15 protein-coding genes and 1 tRNA gene are annotated in these 16,361 nt (G+C 70.6%); 7 read left to right on the top strand and 9 right to left on the bottom strand.

Going from position 1 to position 16,361, the window contains the following annotated elements; genetic code table 11:
* Positions 1-40 precede the first annotated feature (40 nt).
* Positions 41-565, bottom strand: coding sequence for a hypothetical protein (locus tag AB0L56_RS05105; protein ID WP_365419118.1), 525 nt, complete (start codon positions 563-565; stop codon positions 41-43).
* Complete coding sequence (locus AB0L56_RS05100) at positions 562-2,124, bottom strand: hypothetical protein (RefSeq protein ID WP_365419115.1); 1,563 nt, start codon at positions 2,122-2,124, stop codon at positions 562-564. Before AB0L56_RS05100 ends, AB0L56_RS05105 begins: the two co-directional genes overlap by 4 nt.
* Positions 2,125-2,519: 395 nt before the next feature.
* Here AB0L56_RS05100 and AB0L56_RS05095 point away from each other — a divergent pair, with 395 nt between their 5' ends.
* Entirely contained in the window at positions 2,520-3,092 is a 573-nt protein-coding gene (locus AB0L56_RS05095; RefSeq protein ID WP_365419113.1) for a tellurium resistance protein, read from the top strand.
* Between the two features lie 575 nt (positions 3,093-3,667).
* On the opposite strand, the gene AB0L56_RS05090 is transcribed toward AB0L56_RS05095, so the two are convergent.
* The 3 genes from AB0L56_RS05090 to AB0L56_RS05080 all read right to left on the bottom strand — a co-directional run bounded on the left by AB0L56_RS05090 (position 3,668) and on the right by AB0L56_RS05080 (position 5,551).
* Positions 3,668-3,741: transfer RNA gene (locus AB0L56_RS05090), tRNA-Pro, on the bottom strand.
* 48 nt (positions 3,742-3,789) lie between these two features.
* Complete coding sequence (locus AB0L56_RS05085; protein WP_365419110.1) at positions 3,790-4,554, bottom strand: Pr6Pr family membrane protein; 765 nt, start codon at positions 4,552-4,554, stop codon at positions 3,790-3,792.
* A 55-nt stretch (positions 4,555-4,609) separates the two neighbouring features.
* Positions 4,610-5,551 carry a metallophosphoesterase gene (locus AB0L56_RS05080; RefSeq protein WP_365419108.1) on the bottom strand — a complete coding sequence of 314 codons (942 nt, stop codon included), beginning with the start codon at positions 5,549-5,551 and terminating at the stop codon, positions 4,610-4,612.
* Between the two features lie 101 nt (positions 5,552-5,652).
* Between AB0L56_RS05080 and AB0L56_RS05075 the strand changes: the two genes are divergently transcribed.
* Positions 5,653-6,117: a GatB/YqeY domain-containing protein gene (locus AB0L56_RS05075; RefSeq protein WP_361036158.1), complete on the top strand. Its 465-nt coding sequence runs from the start codon at positions 5,653-5,655 to the stop codon at positions 6,115-6,117.
* Between the two features lie 222 nt (positions 6,118-6,339).
* On the opposite strand, the gene AB0L56_RS05070 is transcribed toward AB0L56_RS05075, so the two are convergent.
* Positions 6,340-8,622, bottom strand: a complete 2,283-nt coding sequence (locus AB0L56_RS05070) for a transglycosylase domain-containing protein (protein ID WP_365419104.1) — start codon at positions 8,620-8,622, stop codon at positions 6,340-6,342.
* A gap of 451 nt (positions 8,623-9,073) precedes the next feature.
* Here AB0L56_RS05070 and AB0L56_RS05065 point away from each other — a divergent pair, with 451 nt between their 5' ends.
* Positions 9,074-9,412, top strand: coding sequence for a WhiB family transcriptional regulator (locus AB0L56_RS05065; protein ID WP_361036152.1), 339 nt, complete (start codon positions 9,074-9,076; stop codon positions 9,410-9,412).
* Between the two features lie 63 nt (positions 9,413-9,475).
* Here AB0L56_RS05065 and AB0L56_RS05060 read toward each other — a convergent pair whose 3' ends face one another.
* Complete coding sequence (locus AB0L56_RS05060; protein ID WP_365419101.1) at positions 9,476-10,870, bottom strand: ArsA family ATPase; 1,395 nt, start codon at positions 10,868-10,870, stop codon at positions 9,476-9,478.
* Positions 10,871-10,994: 124 nt separating this feature from the next.
* On the bottom strand, positions 10,995-11,972 hold the full coding sequence (locus AB0L56_RS05055) for an ArsA-related P-loop ATPase (RefSeq protein ID WP_365419098.1): 978 nt from the start codon (positions 11,970-11,972) through the stop codon (positions 10,995-10,997).
* Between the two features lie 139 nt (positions 11,973-12,111).
* Here AB0L56_RS05055 and AB0L56_RS05050 point away from each other — a divergent pair, with 139 nt between their 5' ends.
* From AB0L56_RS05050 to AB0L56_RS05035, 4 genes are all read left to right on the top strand, one after another.
* A complete protein-coding gene (locus AB0L56_RS05050) occupies positions 12,112-12,273 on the top strand; it encodes a DUF4177 domain-containing protein (protein WP_361036144.1) in 162 nt (53 codons plus the stop codon).
* Positions 12,270-12,737, top strand: coding sequence for a RidA family protein (locus AB0L56_RS05045; protein WP_361036141.1), 468 nt, complete (start codon positions 12,270-12,272; stop codon positions 12,735-12,737). The genes AB0L56_RS05050 and AB0L56_RS05045 overlap by 4 nt, the downstream gene beginning before the upstream one ends.
* Positions 12,738-13,741: 1,004 nt before the next feature.
* On the top strand, positions 13,742-14,623 hold the full coding sequence (locus AB0L56_RS05040) for an NUDIX hydrolase (RefSeq protein WP_365419094.1): 882 nt from the start codon (positions 13,742-13,744) through the stop codon (positions 14,621-14,623).
* Positions 14,620-15,450, top strand: coding sequence for an MBL fold metallo-hydrolase (locus AB0L56_RS05035; protein WP_365419091.1), 831 nt, complete (start codon positions 14,620-14,622; stop codon positions 15,448-15,450). Before AB0L56_RS05040 ends, AB0L56_RS05035 begins: the two co-directional genes overlap by 4 nt.
* Here the strand turns inward: AB0L56_RS05035 and AB0L56_RS05030 are convergent.
* Entirely contained in the window at positions 15,447-16,283 is an 837-nt protein-coding gene (locus AB0L56_RS05030) for a nucleotidyltransferase domain-containing protein (protein WP_365419088.1), read from the bottom strand. The two genes, AB0L56_RS05035 and AB0L56_RS05030, sit on opposite strands and share 4 nt — an antisense overlap.
* Positions 16,284-16,361 lie beyond the last annotated feature (78 nt).

Raw genomic sequence — 16,361 nt, 5'->3', positions numbered from 1 at the left:
GCTCCTGAATCGATGGAACGTGGGGACGACGGCCTGGCCGTCAGCGGGTGTAGAAATAGATTTCGATCGCGGCGCTGCCGGAGGTCGGGCTGCTCTGCCAGAACGGGCGCTTCACGGACCCGCCGAACATGTCCGGACGGGCCTTCTTCAGCGCCTTGTTGATCTCACCGGCGTACGCCTGACCCTGACTGGTCTCCGGAGATTCGCCGAAGGTGAGGACCAGAGCGGCCTGGCGGCCCTCATACCGCTTGGTGGCCTTGCGCACCTGCGAGACCATGGCGGACCGGTCGCCTGCGGCCGCCTGCACCCGGATCTTTACCGGCTTCAGCTCAAGCGACCGGGGCCCGGTGGGCGTCGGTGACGGCGAAGGGGACGCAGACGCCGAGGCGGACGGCGACGGCTTCGGCTTCGCCGCCGACTGGGCTGCGAGCGGGTCGGCCCGGTCCCCGAGGGAGACCAGGGCCAGGACGAGCAGCATGTCAGCGAAGAGCCAGCCGGCGAGGTGCAACGGGTTGAACCGGCTCAACCGGCGCCTCTTGCTCACGGATCCGGACGAGGTGGTCATGAGGCCTTGTCCAGGCTTGCCGACGGCCGCTGGGGATAGGCCGGTTCGGAGGACGGATGCGGCCTGGCATCCGAGCGCTCACGCTGCTGCGGCTGCGCGGGGAACGGGTTACCCGGCGACGTGGACGACACGGGAGGCACCGGCGGCGTCGACGCGGAGGCCTGGCCCAAGATCTCCTCGGCCCGTGCGAGCGCTTCCTGCGCCTGCGTCCTGGCGTCCTCCGCCATGCGGCGCTCGGCTTCGGCGGCCGCACGTGCCGCGTCGCCGTCCTTAGCGGCACGCTCGACGACGTCGATCAGGGCAGCGAACCGCTTCGCGGCCTCGTCGAGAGCCTTCGTGCGGTCGGCGATGCCGGAGACGGCGTGCCGGGAGTCCCCGGCCGCCTGTTCGGTGTGTTCGGCCATGGCCTTGAGGCCGTCGATGAGCTGGCTGTGCAGGTCGCCGACCACTTCGACGCTGGTGGTGAAAGAGCGCTGCGTGGCGGCCAGTAGCGTGACGGAGTCCTCGACGCGCTGAGCTGCGTCCGTGAGCGCGGTACGGACGTCGTCACCGTTGCCGGAGACGGTGGCCTCCAGCCTGTCTGTGGTGCGGGAGAGGAGGTTCCGCAGATCGTCGGTGGCGGTGATCAGGCTGTCGCGGCTGCGATCAAGGGCCTCGCGGTGGCCGTTGACGGCATCCCGGAGCTCGTCGCCGAGCTGCGTGAGCGGCTGGTCCAGGTCGCGTACGGCCGTACGGATTGCGGTGCTGCTGTCCCGGACGGTGTCAGCCATCCGCGCGACCGCCGTCTCGAGGGGGCGAACCGAATCGTCGGCCTTGGCGAGGCGTTCTTCCGCCTTGTCCAACGCCTCGCGGACCGCCTCGGCGGCGTTGACGAGCTGCTTCTGTGTGGCGAGCGCCTTGGAGTGCATGCGCTGGATCTTCCCGCCGGCCTTGTTGAGCTCCTCCGCGAACCTTCCCGGCGAAGCGAAGCGGTGCGCGTTGAGGATCAGCTGGGCCTCGGTCAGTACGGGTACCAGGCGGGCCATTGCGGCACGGGTCTCCTGCTCCGCCCTCTGCTCCGCGCGGTCCGCGGCGGCACGACGATTGCCGTGGAGCAGCGTGAGCGCGAGTAGGGCAAGGAGAGCGACGCTGCCGGCCTCGGCGACGTGGCCGAACTCGAACCAGCCGCTGAGGTGCCCTTCGAAGCCGGTCTGCCACAGCTGGAGGAAGGGGCGCGTGGCCGCCTTCGGGTCCGCGGTCGTGAGGTCGCCATAGGCGCTGGTCGCCATCGCGAGACCGGACCAGGTGAAGATGAGCGGCATGAAGACGAGTGCGCCGAGGACCCAGTCCAGCCCGTCGACGGTCTTCGACACCAGGGCGGCACGACGGCCAGTCGCCGGCGTCACGTCGCATGCCATGCTCTCGGGGCGGGCGAAGTTGGCCATCAGGTCGAGGTCGGCCCAGGCGTCCAGCGCGTCATGTTCGGGAGAGTCCATCGCGCGGGCGAGCGCGCGTAGTTCCTCAGCTCGTGGGGCAAGAGCAGGATCCTGCGCCTGGTCCTCGAGATGACGGGCGGTCACCGATTTGTCGTGCAAAACCCCCACAGGGCTCCCCTATCCCGCCCATGGCTGTCGCCAGGTCGTTTGACGGTTCGATGCACTGGCGGCACCGGTGCGTCTGGTCGGATCGCGCATGGCCCTCATGCCATATGGGCGTCGATCGGACGGATCTTCACATCCTGCACAAGAGACGGTCGAGAGTAGTGCAGGGTTGTAGTGAAAGTGTGATGAACTGTGAATCCGGTCGGGCTGACCCGATACGCAGTTGAGGGGGCGTGAGGCGGATGAGCGGGGACGGTCGTAAGCGAGGGGTCGTCCAACTGAAGCCGACGAAGGGGCGTCCGAGGGGGGCGATCACCGAACCAGAGCCGGAGCCGGTGCCGGAATCGCGGCGGGAGCCGCAACAGACATCGAGGGTGACCGGGTCTCCGGTCGAGCTGAGCAATTGGTCGCCGCAGGCCCGGATCGCGGGGCACGGACGGTTGCAGGTCAACCTCAACTGGTCGGCCGCAGCCAAGGCGGACCTCGACCTCGGGTGCATGGTACGTACGCGGGACGGTCGAGGCGACGCGATCCAGCCGCTGGGAGCCAACTTCGGCTCCTTCGATCACTGGCCCTATCTGGAACTCGATCAGGACGACCGCACCGGTCAGGCCTCGGACGGGGAGACGCTGCGGGTCAACCTCGAACGCTGGCGGGAGTTCCAACAACTCGTCGTCTACGTCTACGTCTACGAGGGGTCTGTGGACTTCCGCACGCTGGGTGGCGTGGTCACCATGACCGCGCCGAGCGGCACATGGCGCATCCACCTCGACGACTCCCCCGCCGGGGCGACCGCCTGCGCCATCGCGCGTCTCGTGCCGGGGCGGGAGGGGCTTGAACTGACGCGGGAAGTACGGTGGTTCAGCCCGAAGCTCTGGGACGGGAATCAACAGCAGATCGACCGGGCTTACGGCTTCGGGCTGAATTGGGTGTGGGGAACGAAGTAGCGCAGCCGTACCGGAATTAGAGGATCTGACGCCCCGGTAGCAGAAAGGTTCCGCTGACCTGCAAGGATGTGAGTGTCGAAGTCATATCCGCTGCAGGAGTCAGGGCACCTTTCTGGTGGTTGAGCGTACAGGGTAGGAGCGTCGGCTGTCCGTGGCGGCCGACAGGAAGAGGCTGATCGGTCATGCCGGGGCGGTGCTGCTGCGCCGGTGTGTGGACCGGACGGGCTGACGGGGGCGCTGGAGAAGGTGCTGCCGTCCAGTTCGGTGGCCGGTTGGCGGGACCGGGCAGGGGTGCTGGTGCACCTGCGGTCGCGATCGTGCTCGGGGCGTCGAACCTGTCGGAGTCCGAGCATCTCCAGCTTCACGGCTGTCCGAACCAAGGGGATTGGGGCCTCGCCCGTACTCCACGGCATCCCGTGACCTGCCAGGCGCTGCCTCCGTAGGGAGGCAGAGGGAGCTCGCTCTGGAGCTCGGGTTCCGTGGGCGGCTCCCGTATGGCTCCCAAGAGGCCCGGGAAATGAGTCAGGGGCCCGACCCGCTCGCGCGGATCAGGCCCCTGACCTGGTACTTCACTGTCGGGGTGGCGGGATTTGAACCCACGACCTCTTCGTCCCGAACGAAGCGCGCTGCCAAGCTGCGCTACACCCCGATCATCGCCGCTGTCGCGGCGACGACGTTTACTTTAGCCCACCGGTGGCTAGAGACGAAATCCGGTTTTCGAGGGGCGTCGGCGGACCGGGTTCGGGCGGGCGTGGTCCAGGGCCACGAGGAGAACGGCTAGGGCGTAGCAGGCGAGGCCGAGGAAGAGGGCGTTGGCGAGGACGTTCTTGTAGCCGTGCCGGACGACGTCCAGGAAGGGGTAGAGGTAGCGGATGGGGGAGCCCGGGAGGAGTTCGCCCCGGGTCAGAGTGAAGGCCACGTAGGCCAGGGGGTAGAGCAGCCAGGTCGCGGCCTGGCGGAGGTGCGTGCGGGCGGGTGGGGAGAGGAGGAGCCAGTCCAGGAGCGCCGCCACCGGGAGCACCGTGTGCAGGGTGTGGGCCGCGAGGGGCTCCAGCCAGGCGGGGCCGGCGGGGCCGTCCGCCATGGCGAGGCGCGGGGAGGTGTCCGCCAGGAGTACGTGGTGGACCAGGGCCGCCATGGTCACGTAGAGAAGCGTCGCCCCGGTGACGGCGCCCGGCAGCGGATGGCGGGCGAGCCACGCGCGGCGGGCCGACGTCAGCATGACCACGGCCAGCAGGACCGCGCTCTGGATCGCGAAGTAGCTCAGGACCCGGGAGGGGCTGCCGAGGAGGGTTTCGACGAGCACCGCGCCGGTGGCCAGCAGCGCCAGTGCGAGACGGTACGCCGCTGCCACGGGCCGCCGTATCAGCGGTACGACGGCTCTGGCGGGGGCGGAAATCCCGAGCCTCGTGCGCGGCAGGGCGGGGAGGTCCGGGATGTACCTACGTATCGGGGCGGTCATGCACCCCAGCGTGAGCGGATGTCCCGTACGGGGCGATATGGGTGGACCGGACGGGTTACCGGACGATGCCCTGGTCGCGGTCGACGAGGGTCAGCAGGGTCGCCTCCGGGGGGCAGGCGAAGCGCACCGGTGTGTAGCGGCTGGTGCCGCAGCCCGCCGAGACGTGGAGGTAGGACGTACGTCCGTCCGCCGTGTGCGTGGACAGGCCCTTCACGCGGTCCGTGTCCAGGTCGCAGTTGGTGACCAGGGCGCCGTAGAAGGGGATGCAGAGCTGGCCGCCGTGGGTGTGGCCGGCCAGGACCAGCGGGTAGCCGTCGGCGGTGAAGGCGTCCAGGACGCGCAGGTAGGGGGCGTGGACGACGGCCATGGAGAAGTCCGCGGCGTCCGAGGGGCCGCCGGCCACCTCCGGGTAGCGGTCGCGCTTGATGTGCGGGTCGTCCAGGCCGGTCAGCTCGACAGACGTGCCCTCGATCTTCAGGGTGCCCCTGGTGTTGGTCAGGTTCAGCCAGCCGGCCGAGTCGAATCCGTCCCGCAGGTCCTCCCACGGGTTGTGGATCGCGCCGACGACCGGGGGGTTGCCGTTCAGGCCGTGGCGGCCCTGGACCTTCTCGAGCAGATAGCGGGCGGGGTTGCGCGGCTGGGGGCCGTAGTAGTCGTTGGAGCCGAAGACGTACGCGCCGGGGAACTCCATCAGGGGGCCGAGCGCGTCGAGAACCTCGGGGACGCCCTCGGGGTCGGAGAGGTTGTCCCCCGTGTTGATCACGAAGTCGGGGCGCAGGCCCGCCAGGGAGCGCAGCCAGCGCTGCTTCTTGCGCTGCCCGCCGACCATGTGGATGTCGGAGACCTGGAGCACGCGCAGGGGGCGCATCCCGGAGGGCAGTACGGGCACCGTCACCCGCCGCAGTCGGAAGGAGCGGGCCTCGAAGCCCGCCGCGTACAGCAGTCCGGCGGCACCGGCCGCCGTGATTCCCAGGGGGATTCCGTATCGCGCGCGCATACGTCCATCGTGTCAGACCTTGCACGGCCGGCCGAACGCGCCTGTAACCAGGGCGCCTTAAATGCAAGCGTCCTGGTCCCCGCACCTGCGACAATCAAGCCATGACCACGCTCAAGTCGAAGCTGCAGGATGACCTCAACGCCGCGATCAAGGAGCGCGACGAGCTCCGCTCCTCGACGCTCCGGCTGACGCTCGCCGCGATCACCAAGGAGGAGGTCGCGGGGAAGGAGAAGCGTGAGCTCTCCGACGACGAGGTGCAGAAGGTGATCACCCGCGAGGCGAAGAAGCGCCGAGAGGCGGCGGAGGCGTTCGCCGAGGGCGGCCGCCCCGAGCAGTCCGAGCGGGAGAAGGCGGAGGGCGAGGTCCTGGCCGCGTACCTGCCCAAGCAGCTGTCCGACGAGGAGCTGAACGCGATCGTCTCCCAGGCCGTGGAGGAGGCGAAGGCGGCGGGTGCGGAAGGGCCGCGGGCCATGGGCGCCGTGATGAAGATCGTGAACCCGAAGGTGGCCGGGCGGGCGGAGGGCGGCCGGGTGGCCGCCGCGGTGAAGAAGCAGCTGGCCGGATGAGGGCCGGGGGCCTCGGGGCCGGCGGTAGGCCCGGGCTTCGGGGCCGGCGGTAGGCCCGGGCTTCGGGGCCGGCGGTAGGCCCGGGCTTCGGGGCCGGCGGTAGGCCCGGGTTTCGGGTCCGGCGGTACGCCCGGTCCCGCGTCCGGCGAGTACGACGGCGAACGGCCCCTTCCCCCACGCGGGGGAAGGGGCCGTTCGTCATGTCCGTGCAGTAGCCGCCGGTCAGTCGCGTCCCCCGGGGCCGTTCCCCGGGCCCTGGATGAAGCCCTCCGGGACGGAGAAGGTCGGGTCCGGCTCGGCGCCGCCTCCGCCGTTGCCGCCCCCGTTGCCGTTGCCGTTGCCGCCGCCGATCAGGCCGCCGATGAAACCGCCGTCGCCGTTGTTGCCGTCGTCGCGGTCGCCCTTGTCGCGGTCGCGGTCCTTGTCGCGGTCCTTGGCGTCCGGGATGTGCACCAGGTTGAAGGGGGGAGAGTCCTTGCCCGCCAGGGCGCCGGTCATGGCGTCCTTCCAGATGGGGCCCGGGACCGCGCCACCGAAGACGAGCGGGTGGTACTGGCCGCCGATCGTGATGTTCTTCATCTGGACCTCCTGGGTGGCGCTGCCCACCCAGACGGCGCCCGACAGGTTCGGCGTGTAGCCGACGAACCAGGCGTTCCGCCGCTCGTCCGTCGTACCCGTCTTACCGGCGTTGGCGCGGTCGCTGAGGCCGGCCGCGGTACCCGTACCGGAGTCGATCACGCCCTGCAGCAGGGTGTTCACCGTGTCCGCGGTCTTCTCGCTCATCGCGCGGGAGCACGTCGACTTCGGCACCTCGAGCGACTTCTGCTTGTTGCCGATCTTCTGTGTGATCGATTCGATGGCGACCGGTGTGCAGTACATGCCGCGGGAGGCGAAGGCGGCGTACGCGCTCGCCATCGTGAGCGGCGAGATGCCCGTGGAACCGAGCGTCATCGAGGAGGGCACCTCGGGGATCTTCTCCCCGTTGCCCTGGACCACACCGAGCTTGTCGGTCATGGTCACCACCGGGCACATACCGATGTCCTCGATCATCTGTACGAAGTAGGTGTTGACCGACTTCGCCATCGCTTCCTTGAGCGCGTACGGGCCCACCTCGGACTCGTTCTCGTTCTCGACCTTGTAGCCCCCGTCGTTCACCCACGGCTTCTCGCACCCGCGCACGGTCGACGGGTACGGCATCGAGTACGGGGCGGGGTGCGTCTGGGTCGGCGGCCTGCCCTCCTCCAGGGCGGCGGCGGCCACGAACGGCTTGAACGTCGAGCCCGTCGGGAACCCGAAGTTCGAGCCGCCCCAGGCCTTGTCGACCGAGAAGTTGATCTCGATCTCGTTCTTGCCGTACCCGTACGGCTTCGACTGGCCCATCGCGACGATCTTGCCGGTGCCGGGCTCGACCAGCGTGCTCGCGGCGGCCACCGGGTCGGACTGGTAGACGTGGTTCTTCAGCGACTGCTGCACCGACTCCTGTGCCTGCGGGTCGAGCGTCGTACGGATGGTCAGGCCGCCCTGGTTCCAGATCTTCGCCCGGTCCTCCCTGGTCTTGCCGAAGACCGGGTCGTTCAGGAACACCTCGTGCACGTAGTCACAGAAGAAGCCCGCTCCCTTGACCGCCGTGATGCAGCCGTTCTTCGGCTTGCTCACCTTCAGGCCCAGGGGGCTCTTCGCCGCCTCGTCGGCCTGCTCCTGAGAGACGTCGCCGATCTGAGCCATCCGCTGCAGGACGACATTGCGCCGCTTCTTCGCCTCCGTCTCGTCGTTGACCGGGTCGTAGCGGCTCGGGGACTGGACGAGACCGGCGAGGAGGGCGGACTCCTGGAGGTTGAGGTCCTTGGCGGACTTGGAGAAGTAGCGCTGGGCGGCCGCCTCGATGCCGTAGGCCTGCTGGCCGAAGAAGGTGATGTTCAGATAGTTCTCGAGGATCTTCTTCTTGCCCAGCTCCTCCTCGACCTGGATCGCGTACTTCAGTTCGCGGATCTTGCGGCCGATGGTCTGCTGGGTGGCCTGCGCGACCTTGGTCGGGTCGTCGCCGGCCTCCTCGACGAAGACGTTCTTGACGTACTGCTGCGTGAGCGTGGAGGCGCCCTCGGAGACCTCGCCGCTGCGCGCGTTGCTGTTGAGCGCGCGCAGGATGCCCTTCAGGTCGACCGCGCCGTGCTCGTAGAAGCGTGAGTCCTCGATCGCGACGATCGCCTTCTGCATGTACGGCGAGATGTCCTTGAGGTCGACCACCGTACGGTCGCGCGAGTAGACCGTGGCGATCTGGCCGCCCTGGGAATCCAGGATGGTGGTGCGCTGGCTCAGCGGCGGGGTCTTCAGGTTGGCCGGGAGCTCGTCGAAGCTCTCGACCGATCCCTTGGCCGCGAGGCCCAGCGCGCCCACGGCGGGCAGGGCGATGCCGGCCATGACGGCCCCCGCGAGGACACTGACACCGAGGAACTTCGCGGCCTGCTGCGTGGGAGACAGACCACCGCCCGAGCGCTTCTTTGGCATGGGAGCAGCCTACGTTCTCATTCGCCGGACAAGCGTATAGGCCTTGGCCTAAGCTGCACTCAACTGTCACAGCAGTGAGGCCACGTATCAATACGTCCGGCGAACCCGAATCGTTCCGGATCTCTTCGGCTTTCTTCATATGAGTTCTGTCGAGGGGTGTTGAGTCCGTGTTGAGTCCGTGTTGAGTCCGTGTCCGGATCCGCCTCGTGTGTCATGCGGTGTCCGTTGTGACGTAACTGAACTGACCCTGAACGCCCCCTTTGCCCCACATGTCGACCCCTCACTCCCCCGGGTGATCTGCCGCTTACCCATAGTCCGTTCGGACCATTCAAGATTGGGCCCGCTGGGGGTGTTGCACTGTGCCCACCTTCCGTAACGTCCTCAACTGGCGGCGGTGAATATGCCGCTGCCGCCGTGGGGGAGCCTCGATTCGGGAGAGGACGGCGCCGGTATGGGCTGGGTGACCGACTGGAGTGCGCAGGCTGCCTGTCGCACTACCGATCCGGATGAACTGTTCGTTCAAGGAGCAGCGCAGAACAGGGCCAAGGCGGTGTGCACCGGATGCCCGGTGCGTACGGAGTGCCTGGCCGACGCGCTCGACAACCGCGTCGAGTTCGGCGTGTGGGGAGGCATGACGGAACGAGAGCGCCGCGCACTGCTGCGCCGGCGGCCCACCGTGACCTCCTGGCGCAGGCTGCTGGAGACCGCGCGCTCGGAGTACGAGCGGGGGACGGGTGTCGTATCCCTCAACGAGGACGAGGTGTACGAGAACTTCGCCGCGGTGGGCTGAGACCCTCGGGGGGCCTTGGTCCCGCCGTCTGCCGTCTGCCGTCTGCCCTCCGCCCCGTCGGGCCTAGGGTGTGGCGGGCAGCTCCGGCCGGTCGGCCGCGAGCCGGTCTCCGATGTCCCGCAGTCCTGTGAGGTCGTGCACATCGCCGGGCAGTGCGGCCACCTCGGTCACCGCCACCTCGGGGTGGAGCGCGATGAAGCGGTCGCGTGTGCGCTGTTCGCGTGAGAGCAGCTGCATCCGCTCGGCGTGCAGCCTCAACAGGCCCGCGGTGAGACGGTCGACGGGCCGCTCCGAGCCACGATCCGGATTCGTGTCCACGTTCGTATCCGCGTCCGCGTGCGTGGGGTCGACGTCCGTGGGGGCGGGGGAGCCTCCGTCGGGAACGTCCGGTGAAGCGGGCGATTCTGAACTGTCGTACGGGTCGGGAGAGTTACGAAGTCCAGCTTTCCCGTCCTCCTGATCCACAATGCGGAGGTCCTCAAGATTTTCGGCGGCGGCGAGCGCCCGTTCCGCCGAGAGCCGGTCCGCGCCGCTGCCATGCACCCGGTTGAGCACCAGACCGGCCAGCGGCATGTCCTCCGCGGCCAGCCGCTCCACGAAGTACGCGGCCTCGCGCAGCGCGTCCCGCTCCGGGGCCGCCACCACCAGGAACGCCGTTCCTGGCGCCTGAAGCAGCTTGTACGTGGCGTCCGCGCGCGTACGGAACCCGCCGAACATCGAGTCCATAGCGGCCACGAAGGTCTGTACGTCCTTCAGCAGCTGACCGCCGAGCACCTTGCCCAGCGCGCCGGTCATCATCGACATCCCGACGTTCAGGAACTTCATCCCCGCGCGGCCGCCGACCTTCGCCGGGGCCAGCAGCACGCGGATGAGCTTGCCGTCGAGGAAGGACCCGAGCCGCTTGGGCGCGTCCAGGAAGTCCAGCGCGGAGCGCGAGGGCGGGGTGTCGACCACGATGAGGTCCCACTCGTCCCGGGAGCGCAGCTGCCCCAGCTTCTCCATCGCCATGTACTCCTGCGTGCCCGCGAAGCCCGCCGAGAGCGACTGGTAGAAGGGGTTTCCCAGGATCGCGGCGGCCCGGTCGGCGTCCGCGTGCGCCTCGACGATCTCGTCGAAGGTGCGCTTCATGTCGAGCATCATCGCGTGCAGTTCGCCGCCCGCGGAGTCGTCGATGCCCTTCACGCGGCGCGGGGTGTTGTCGAGCGAGTCGATCCCCATGGACTGGGCGAGCCGACGGGCCGGGTCGATGGTGAGCACGACCACCTTGCGTCCCCGCTCGGCCGCGCGCAGGCCCAGCGCCGCCGCGGTGGTCGTCTTGCCGACGCCGCCCGAGCCGCAGCACACCACGATCCGGGTATCCGGGTCCTCGATCAGCGGGTCGATGTCGAGCGTGCGGGTGGGGGAGAGGTGGCGACGGGCCGGGTCGTGGGTCCCCGCCGGTTCCGTATGACGGCTCATGGCATCCCCTGCTTCCGGTGCTTCCGATTCCGGTCTCTCCGGCTCGCGACGGGGCCGGTACGGCGGTTGCGGTGACGGAGGTGACGGCCGTCGCTGGGCGGCCCGGACGCGTCGGCGCGCGCGGTCATGACACGTCCTGCTCGCGCAGCTGCCTGGCCAGCGCGTACAGTCCTGCCAGGTCCATGCCCTCCGCGAGCAGCGGAAGTTCGTGCAACGGCACGCCCAGGTCCGCCAGCACGGCACGCTGCTCCGTCTCCAGCGCGTACCGCTCCGCGTACTCCTCCGCCTGCGCGAGGAGTGGCTCCACCAGCCGCTCGGCGTGTCCGCCGCGCCGCGCGCCGCCGAGGCCGGCGGACGACAGCGCCCGCGCAACAGAGGAACGAGGGACCGCCGCCACGAGTTCCAGGGCGTCCGCGTCCAGCACCTGCGGCCGCACCATGTTGACGATGACCCTGCCCACCGGCAGCCGCGCCGCGCGCAGTTCCGCAATGCCGTCCGCGGTCTCCTGGACCGGCATCTCCTCCAGCAGCGTCACCAGGTGCACGGCCGTCTCCGGCGATTTCAGCACGCGCATGACCGCCTGCGCCTGATTGTGTATCGGGCCGATTTTGGCGAGGCCGGCGACCTCGTCGTTGACGTTGAGGAAGCGGGCGATGCGGCCGGTCGGCGGGGCGTCCATGACGACGTAGTCGTAGACGAACCGGCCGCTGCGGTCCTTGCGCCGCACCGCCTCGCACGCCTTGCCGGTCAGCAGGACGTCCCGGACGCCGGGGGCGATGGTGGTGGCGAAGTCGATCGCGCCGAGCTTTCTCAGGGCCCGGCCGGCGCTGCCCAGTTTGTAGAACATCTGGAGGTAGTCCAGAAGCGCCAGTTCGGGGTCGATGGCGAGGGCGAACACCTCGCCGCCCCCCGGCGCGACGGCGATCTTCCGTTCTTCGTACGGCAGCGCCTCCGTCTCGAAGAGCTGTGCGATGCCCTGCCGGCCCTCGACCTCGACGAGAAGCGTCCGCTTCCCCTCCCTGGCCAGGGCCAGCGCGAGGGCCGCGGCCACCGTGGTCTTGCCGGTTCCGCCCTTGCCACTGACGACCTGGAGCCTGCTCACGTCTTCGAGCCTAAAGGCTCGCCGCGCGGCCCGGCGGCTCCGGGTGGCGGTTGGCAGCCGTCGCGCCCCGCGCGGCGGGCGGGCACACGGGCGGGCGGGGGCCGCGGGACCGGCTGCGACAGCGGCTAGAGTCGGCCGCATGACCAAGTGGGAATACGCGACTGTGCCGCTGCTCGTTCACGCGACGAAGCAGATTCTGGACACCTGGGGCGACGACGGCTGGGAGCTCGTCCAGGTCGTGCCCGGGCCGAACAACCCCGAGCAGCTGGTGGCCTACCTGAAGCGCGAGAAGCAGGCATGAGCGCCGTCGAGGCGAAGCTGGCCGAGCTGGGTCTGCGGCTGCCGGAGGTCGTGCCGCCGCTGGCCGCGTACCAGCCCGCCGTGCGGTCGGGACAGTACGTCTATACGTCCGGGCAGCTGCCCATCGTGGACGGCAAGCTGTCGACGACGGGCAAGGTCGGCGCGGAGATCACCGCGGAGGAGGCGAAGGAACTGGCGCGCACCTGTGCGCTGAACGCCCTCGCCGCGGTCAAGTCCGTCACCGGGGACCTGGACCGGGTGGCGCGCGTGGTGAAGGTCGTGGGCTTCGTCGCCTCGGCCGCGGACTTCACGGGCCAGCCGGGTGTCGTCAACGGCGCGAGCGAGCTGCTCGGCGAGGTCCTCGGCGACAAGGGCGTCCACGCCCGCAGCGCGGTGGGCGTCGCGGTGCTGCCACTGGACGCGCCGGTGGAGGTCGAGATCCAGGTGGAACTGACGGAGGCGTAGGGCTCGGCGGCCACGCGGGCACGCGGGCAGGGGAGCTTGCTGCCGGGTCGGCGGTGTTGTGGGCGCGGAGTCGGCCCGGTGTGGGCTGCAGGCCGACATCGGTGGTGCGTTCCGGCTTCGGCGGCCCTACGGGTGCGCGCCGCGTGGCGCTTGGCGCGTCGTTCCTGCGGCGGACGTGCGCAGGCGGCGGTGGCTTCGGCGGCTGTGGTACGGCGCCGAGCGGGCACGGGCCCGGCGGGACGGGCGTAGGACGGTCGGTGATCGGTCGCCGTGGGTTTGCTGCCGGGTCGGCGGTGTTGTGGGCGCGGAGTCGGCCGGGTGTCGGCTGCGGGGCGGCATCGGTGGTGCGTTGCGGCTTCCGGCGGGCCTTCGGGTGTGCGCCGCGTGGTGCTTGGCGCGGGTAGTTTTCTGCGGCTGCCGCGCGCGGGCGGCGGTGGCTTCGGCGGCTGTGGTTCGGCGCCGAGCGGGCACGGGCCCGGGCGGGACGGTCGGTGATCGGGCGCCGTGGGTTTGCTGCGGGAGCGGTGGCGTCGCGGGCGTGGAGTCGGCTGCGGGCTGGCATTGGTGGTGCGTGGCGGCCTCGGCGGGCCTTCGGTGTGCGCCCCGTGGCGTTTGGCGCGGGTCGTTTTCTGCGGTGGCCGCGCGCGGGCGGCGGTGGCTTCGGCGGCTGCGGTTCGCGCCGAGCGGGCACCGGCCCGGGCGGGACCGCGTAGGGCGGTCGGTGATCGGGCGCCGTGGGTTTGCTGCGGGAGCGGTGGCGTCGCGGGCGTGGAGTCGGCTGCGGGCTGGCATTGGTGGTGCGTTGCGGCCTCGGCGGCCCTTCGGGTGTGCGCCCCGTGGCGTTTGGCGCGCATCGTTGCCTGCGGCGGTTGCGCGCAGGCGGCGGTGGCCCGCCCCTGCCGACGTTGGTCGGGACGCGGTCAGCCTGAGGGCCCAGGCGGGGCGTTGCTCCGCCGTTCCAGGGGGCACTCGAACATCCGGGCGTCACGGGATAGCCTCCGGCCATGGCGAATGCGCAGGCAGGCGGTCAGTGGTACCCCCCGGAGTGGCCGGAGCGGATCCGGGCGCTCGCGGGCGGTCGCCTCACGCCGGTCACGCCGAAGCGTGCGGCCACCGTCATGCTGCTCAAGGACACCGGCGACGGACCCGCCGTGCACATGCTGCGCCGTCGTACGTCCATGGCCTTCGCGGGCGGCGCGTACGCCTACCCCGGCGGCGGCGTCGACCCGCGCGACGACGACCGGCACGTCCGCTGGGCGGGCCCCACGCGCGCGTGGTGGGCGGACCGGCTCGGTGTGGACGAGGCGGGGGCGCAGGCCATCGTCTGCGCGGCCGTACGGGAGACGTACGAGGAGGCCGGGGTGCTGCTCGCCGGGCCGACCCCGGACGGAGTGGTCGGTGACACCACCGGCGACGACTGGGAGGCGGACCGTGCCGCGCTCGTCGCGCGGGAGACGTCCTTCGCGGAGTTCCTGGACCGCCGCGGACTGGTCCTGCGCTCCGACCTGCTCGGCGCCTGGACCAGGTGGATCACCCCCGAGTTCGAGTCCCGCCGCTATGACACGTGGTTCTTCGTCGCCAGGCTCCCGCAGGGCCAGCGCACCCGCAACGCCTCAACGGAGGCCGACCGCACGGTGTGGATCACTCCCCGCGCGGCGGCCGATGCGTACGACCGGGGCGAACTGCTGATGATGCCCCCGACCATCGCGACCCTCCGTCAGCTCGCGGCGTACGCCACGCCCGCGGAGGCGCTCGACGCCGCTCCCGCGCGGGACCTCACGCCGGTGCTGGCCACCGCACGTCTGGTGGAGGGCGAGATCGTGCTCTCCTGGCCGGGACACGACGAGTTCACCAAGCACATCCCGACCGGGGGAGCCCCCGCATGACGGACGCAAGCACCCTGCCCGGCCAGCCACGGGGCGGCGTCCTCTCCGGACCCGCCACCGCGCGCGCCGTGAACGTGCTCGCCCCCAACCCCTCGGCGATGACCCTGGACGGCACGAACACCTGGATCCTGTCGGAACCGGACTCCGATCTGGCGGTCGTGGTCGACCCCGGCCCGCTGGACGACGGACATCTGCGGCATGTCATCGGCACGGCGGAACAGGCCGGCAAGCGCGTCGCGCTCACTCTCCTGACGCACGGTCACCCCGATCACGCCGAAGGCGCGGCCCGGTTCGCCGAGCTGACCGGCACGAAGGTGCGGGCACTGGACCCGGCACTGCGGCTCGGGGACGAGGGGCTGGCCGCCGGGAACGTCGTCACCGTCGGCGGCCTGGAGCTCAGGGTCGTACCGACACCCGGCCACACCGCCGACTCCCTCTGCTTCCACCTCCCGGCGGACCAGGCGGTCCTCACCGGCGACACCATCCTGGGCCGCGGTACGACCGTCGTGGCCCACCCAGACGGCCGCCTTGGCGACTACCTGGACACGCTGCGCCGACTCAGGTCGCTTACGGTCGACGACGGCGTCCACACGGTCCTGCCCGGCCACGGACCCGTCCTGGACGACGCCCAGGGCGCCATTGAGTACTACCTCGCTCACCGCGCCCACCGCCTGGCCCAGGTCGAGACGGCCGTGGAGGACGGCCACCGCACCCCGTCCGAGATCGTCGCCCACGTCTACGCCGACGTCGACCGCTCCCTGTGGCCGGCCGCGGAGCTGTCCGTGCGCGCCCAACTGGAGTATCTGCGGGAGCACGGCCTCATCTAAACATCGGTCACGCGGGGCGCGGGGCCTTTTACGCCGTGCACGCGCGCGTACTCCTCGGCGAGCCAGGGGCTGAGGTCGTCGACGTACGAGGCGAGGACCACGCGATCGCCGGTCGGCTCGCGTCCGAGGACGGCGGCGGTCCGCATCCCGGCCGCCCGCCGCGGGTAGTACGCGCCGAACGCCTCGGCCATCTCCGTCAGATCGCTGGTCCAGCCGTTCCAGCGGGGCATGACGAGGGTGAAGCCGGTCCGGACGAGGTGACGGGACATGAAGCGCACCAGGGGCCGCCGGGCCTCCTCCGTGTCGTCGGCCCCGGCGATCCGCTCGCGCCAGCGGGGGAGCAGCATGGCCAGGTCCCCGTTGGTCTGGCGGGCGAGCAGGGAGTCGGGCCGGTAGCGCGGCAGGGCGGTGGCGAGGTCCTCGCCGGACAGGGGCGTGCACAGGCAGGAGACGAACCATCCCAGGTCGTACCGCTCCCGCTCGCTCAGCAACCGCTCGCGGCTGTACAGCAGCGTGCCGACACCGTCGACCTCGCGGAACTCGCGGTCCAGCCGCTCCTCCAGCGTGCGGACGGCGTCGCGGTCGCCGGTGGTCGGCTCGCCGTGCAGCGCGACCAGCAGGTCGAGGTCGCTGCGGGCCACGCGCGCGGTGCCGCGCGGTACGGACCCGTAGAGGTACGCGCCGCTCAGGCGGGACCCGAAGGCGGCGGTCAGCCGCTCCCGCGCGGCGGCGACGACGGGGCGGAAGGCGTGCGGCACCCGCGCGAGGGAGCCCTCGCGCGCCATGTACCCGTGCGCGTCCAGTCCAGGGCGGTGTACGGCTGTGTCGGCCATGCGGATCACTCTGCCGCGCGGGGGACGCCCCGTGCAGGCGGTTTTCCGGGAGCGGCGGAAGCAGGGGGACGTCCGGAC

This window comes from Streptomyces sp. NPDC052079 (assembly GCF_040680275.1).
Lineage (GTDB): Bacteria > Actinomycetota > Actinomycetes > Streptomycetales > Streptomycetaceae > Streptomyces.
The sequence above is the reverse complement of the archived record's forward strand: the minus strand, read 5'-3'. Positions and strand labels throughout refer to the sequence as shown.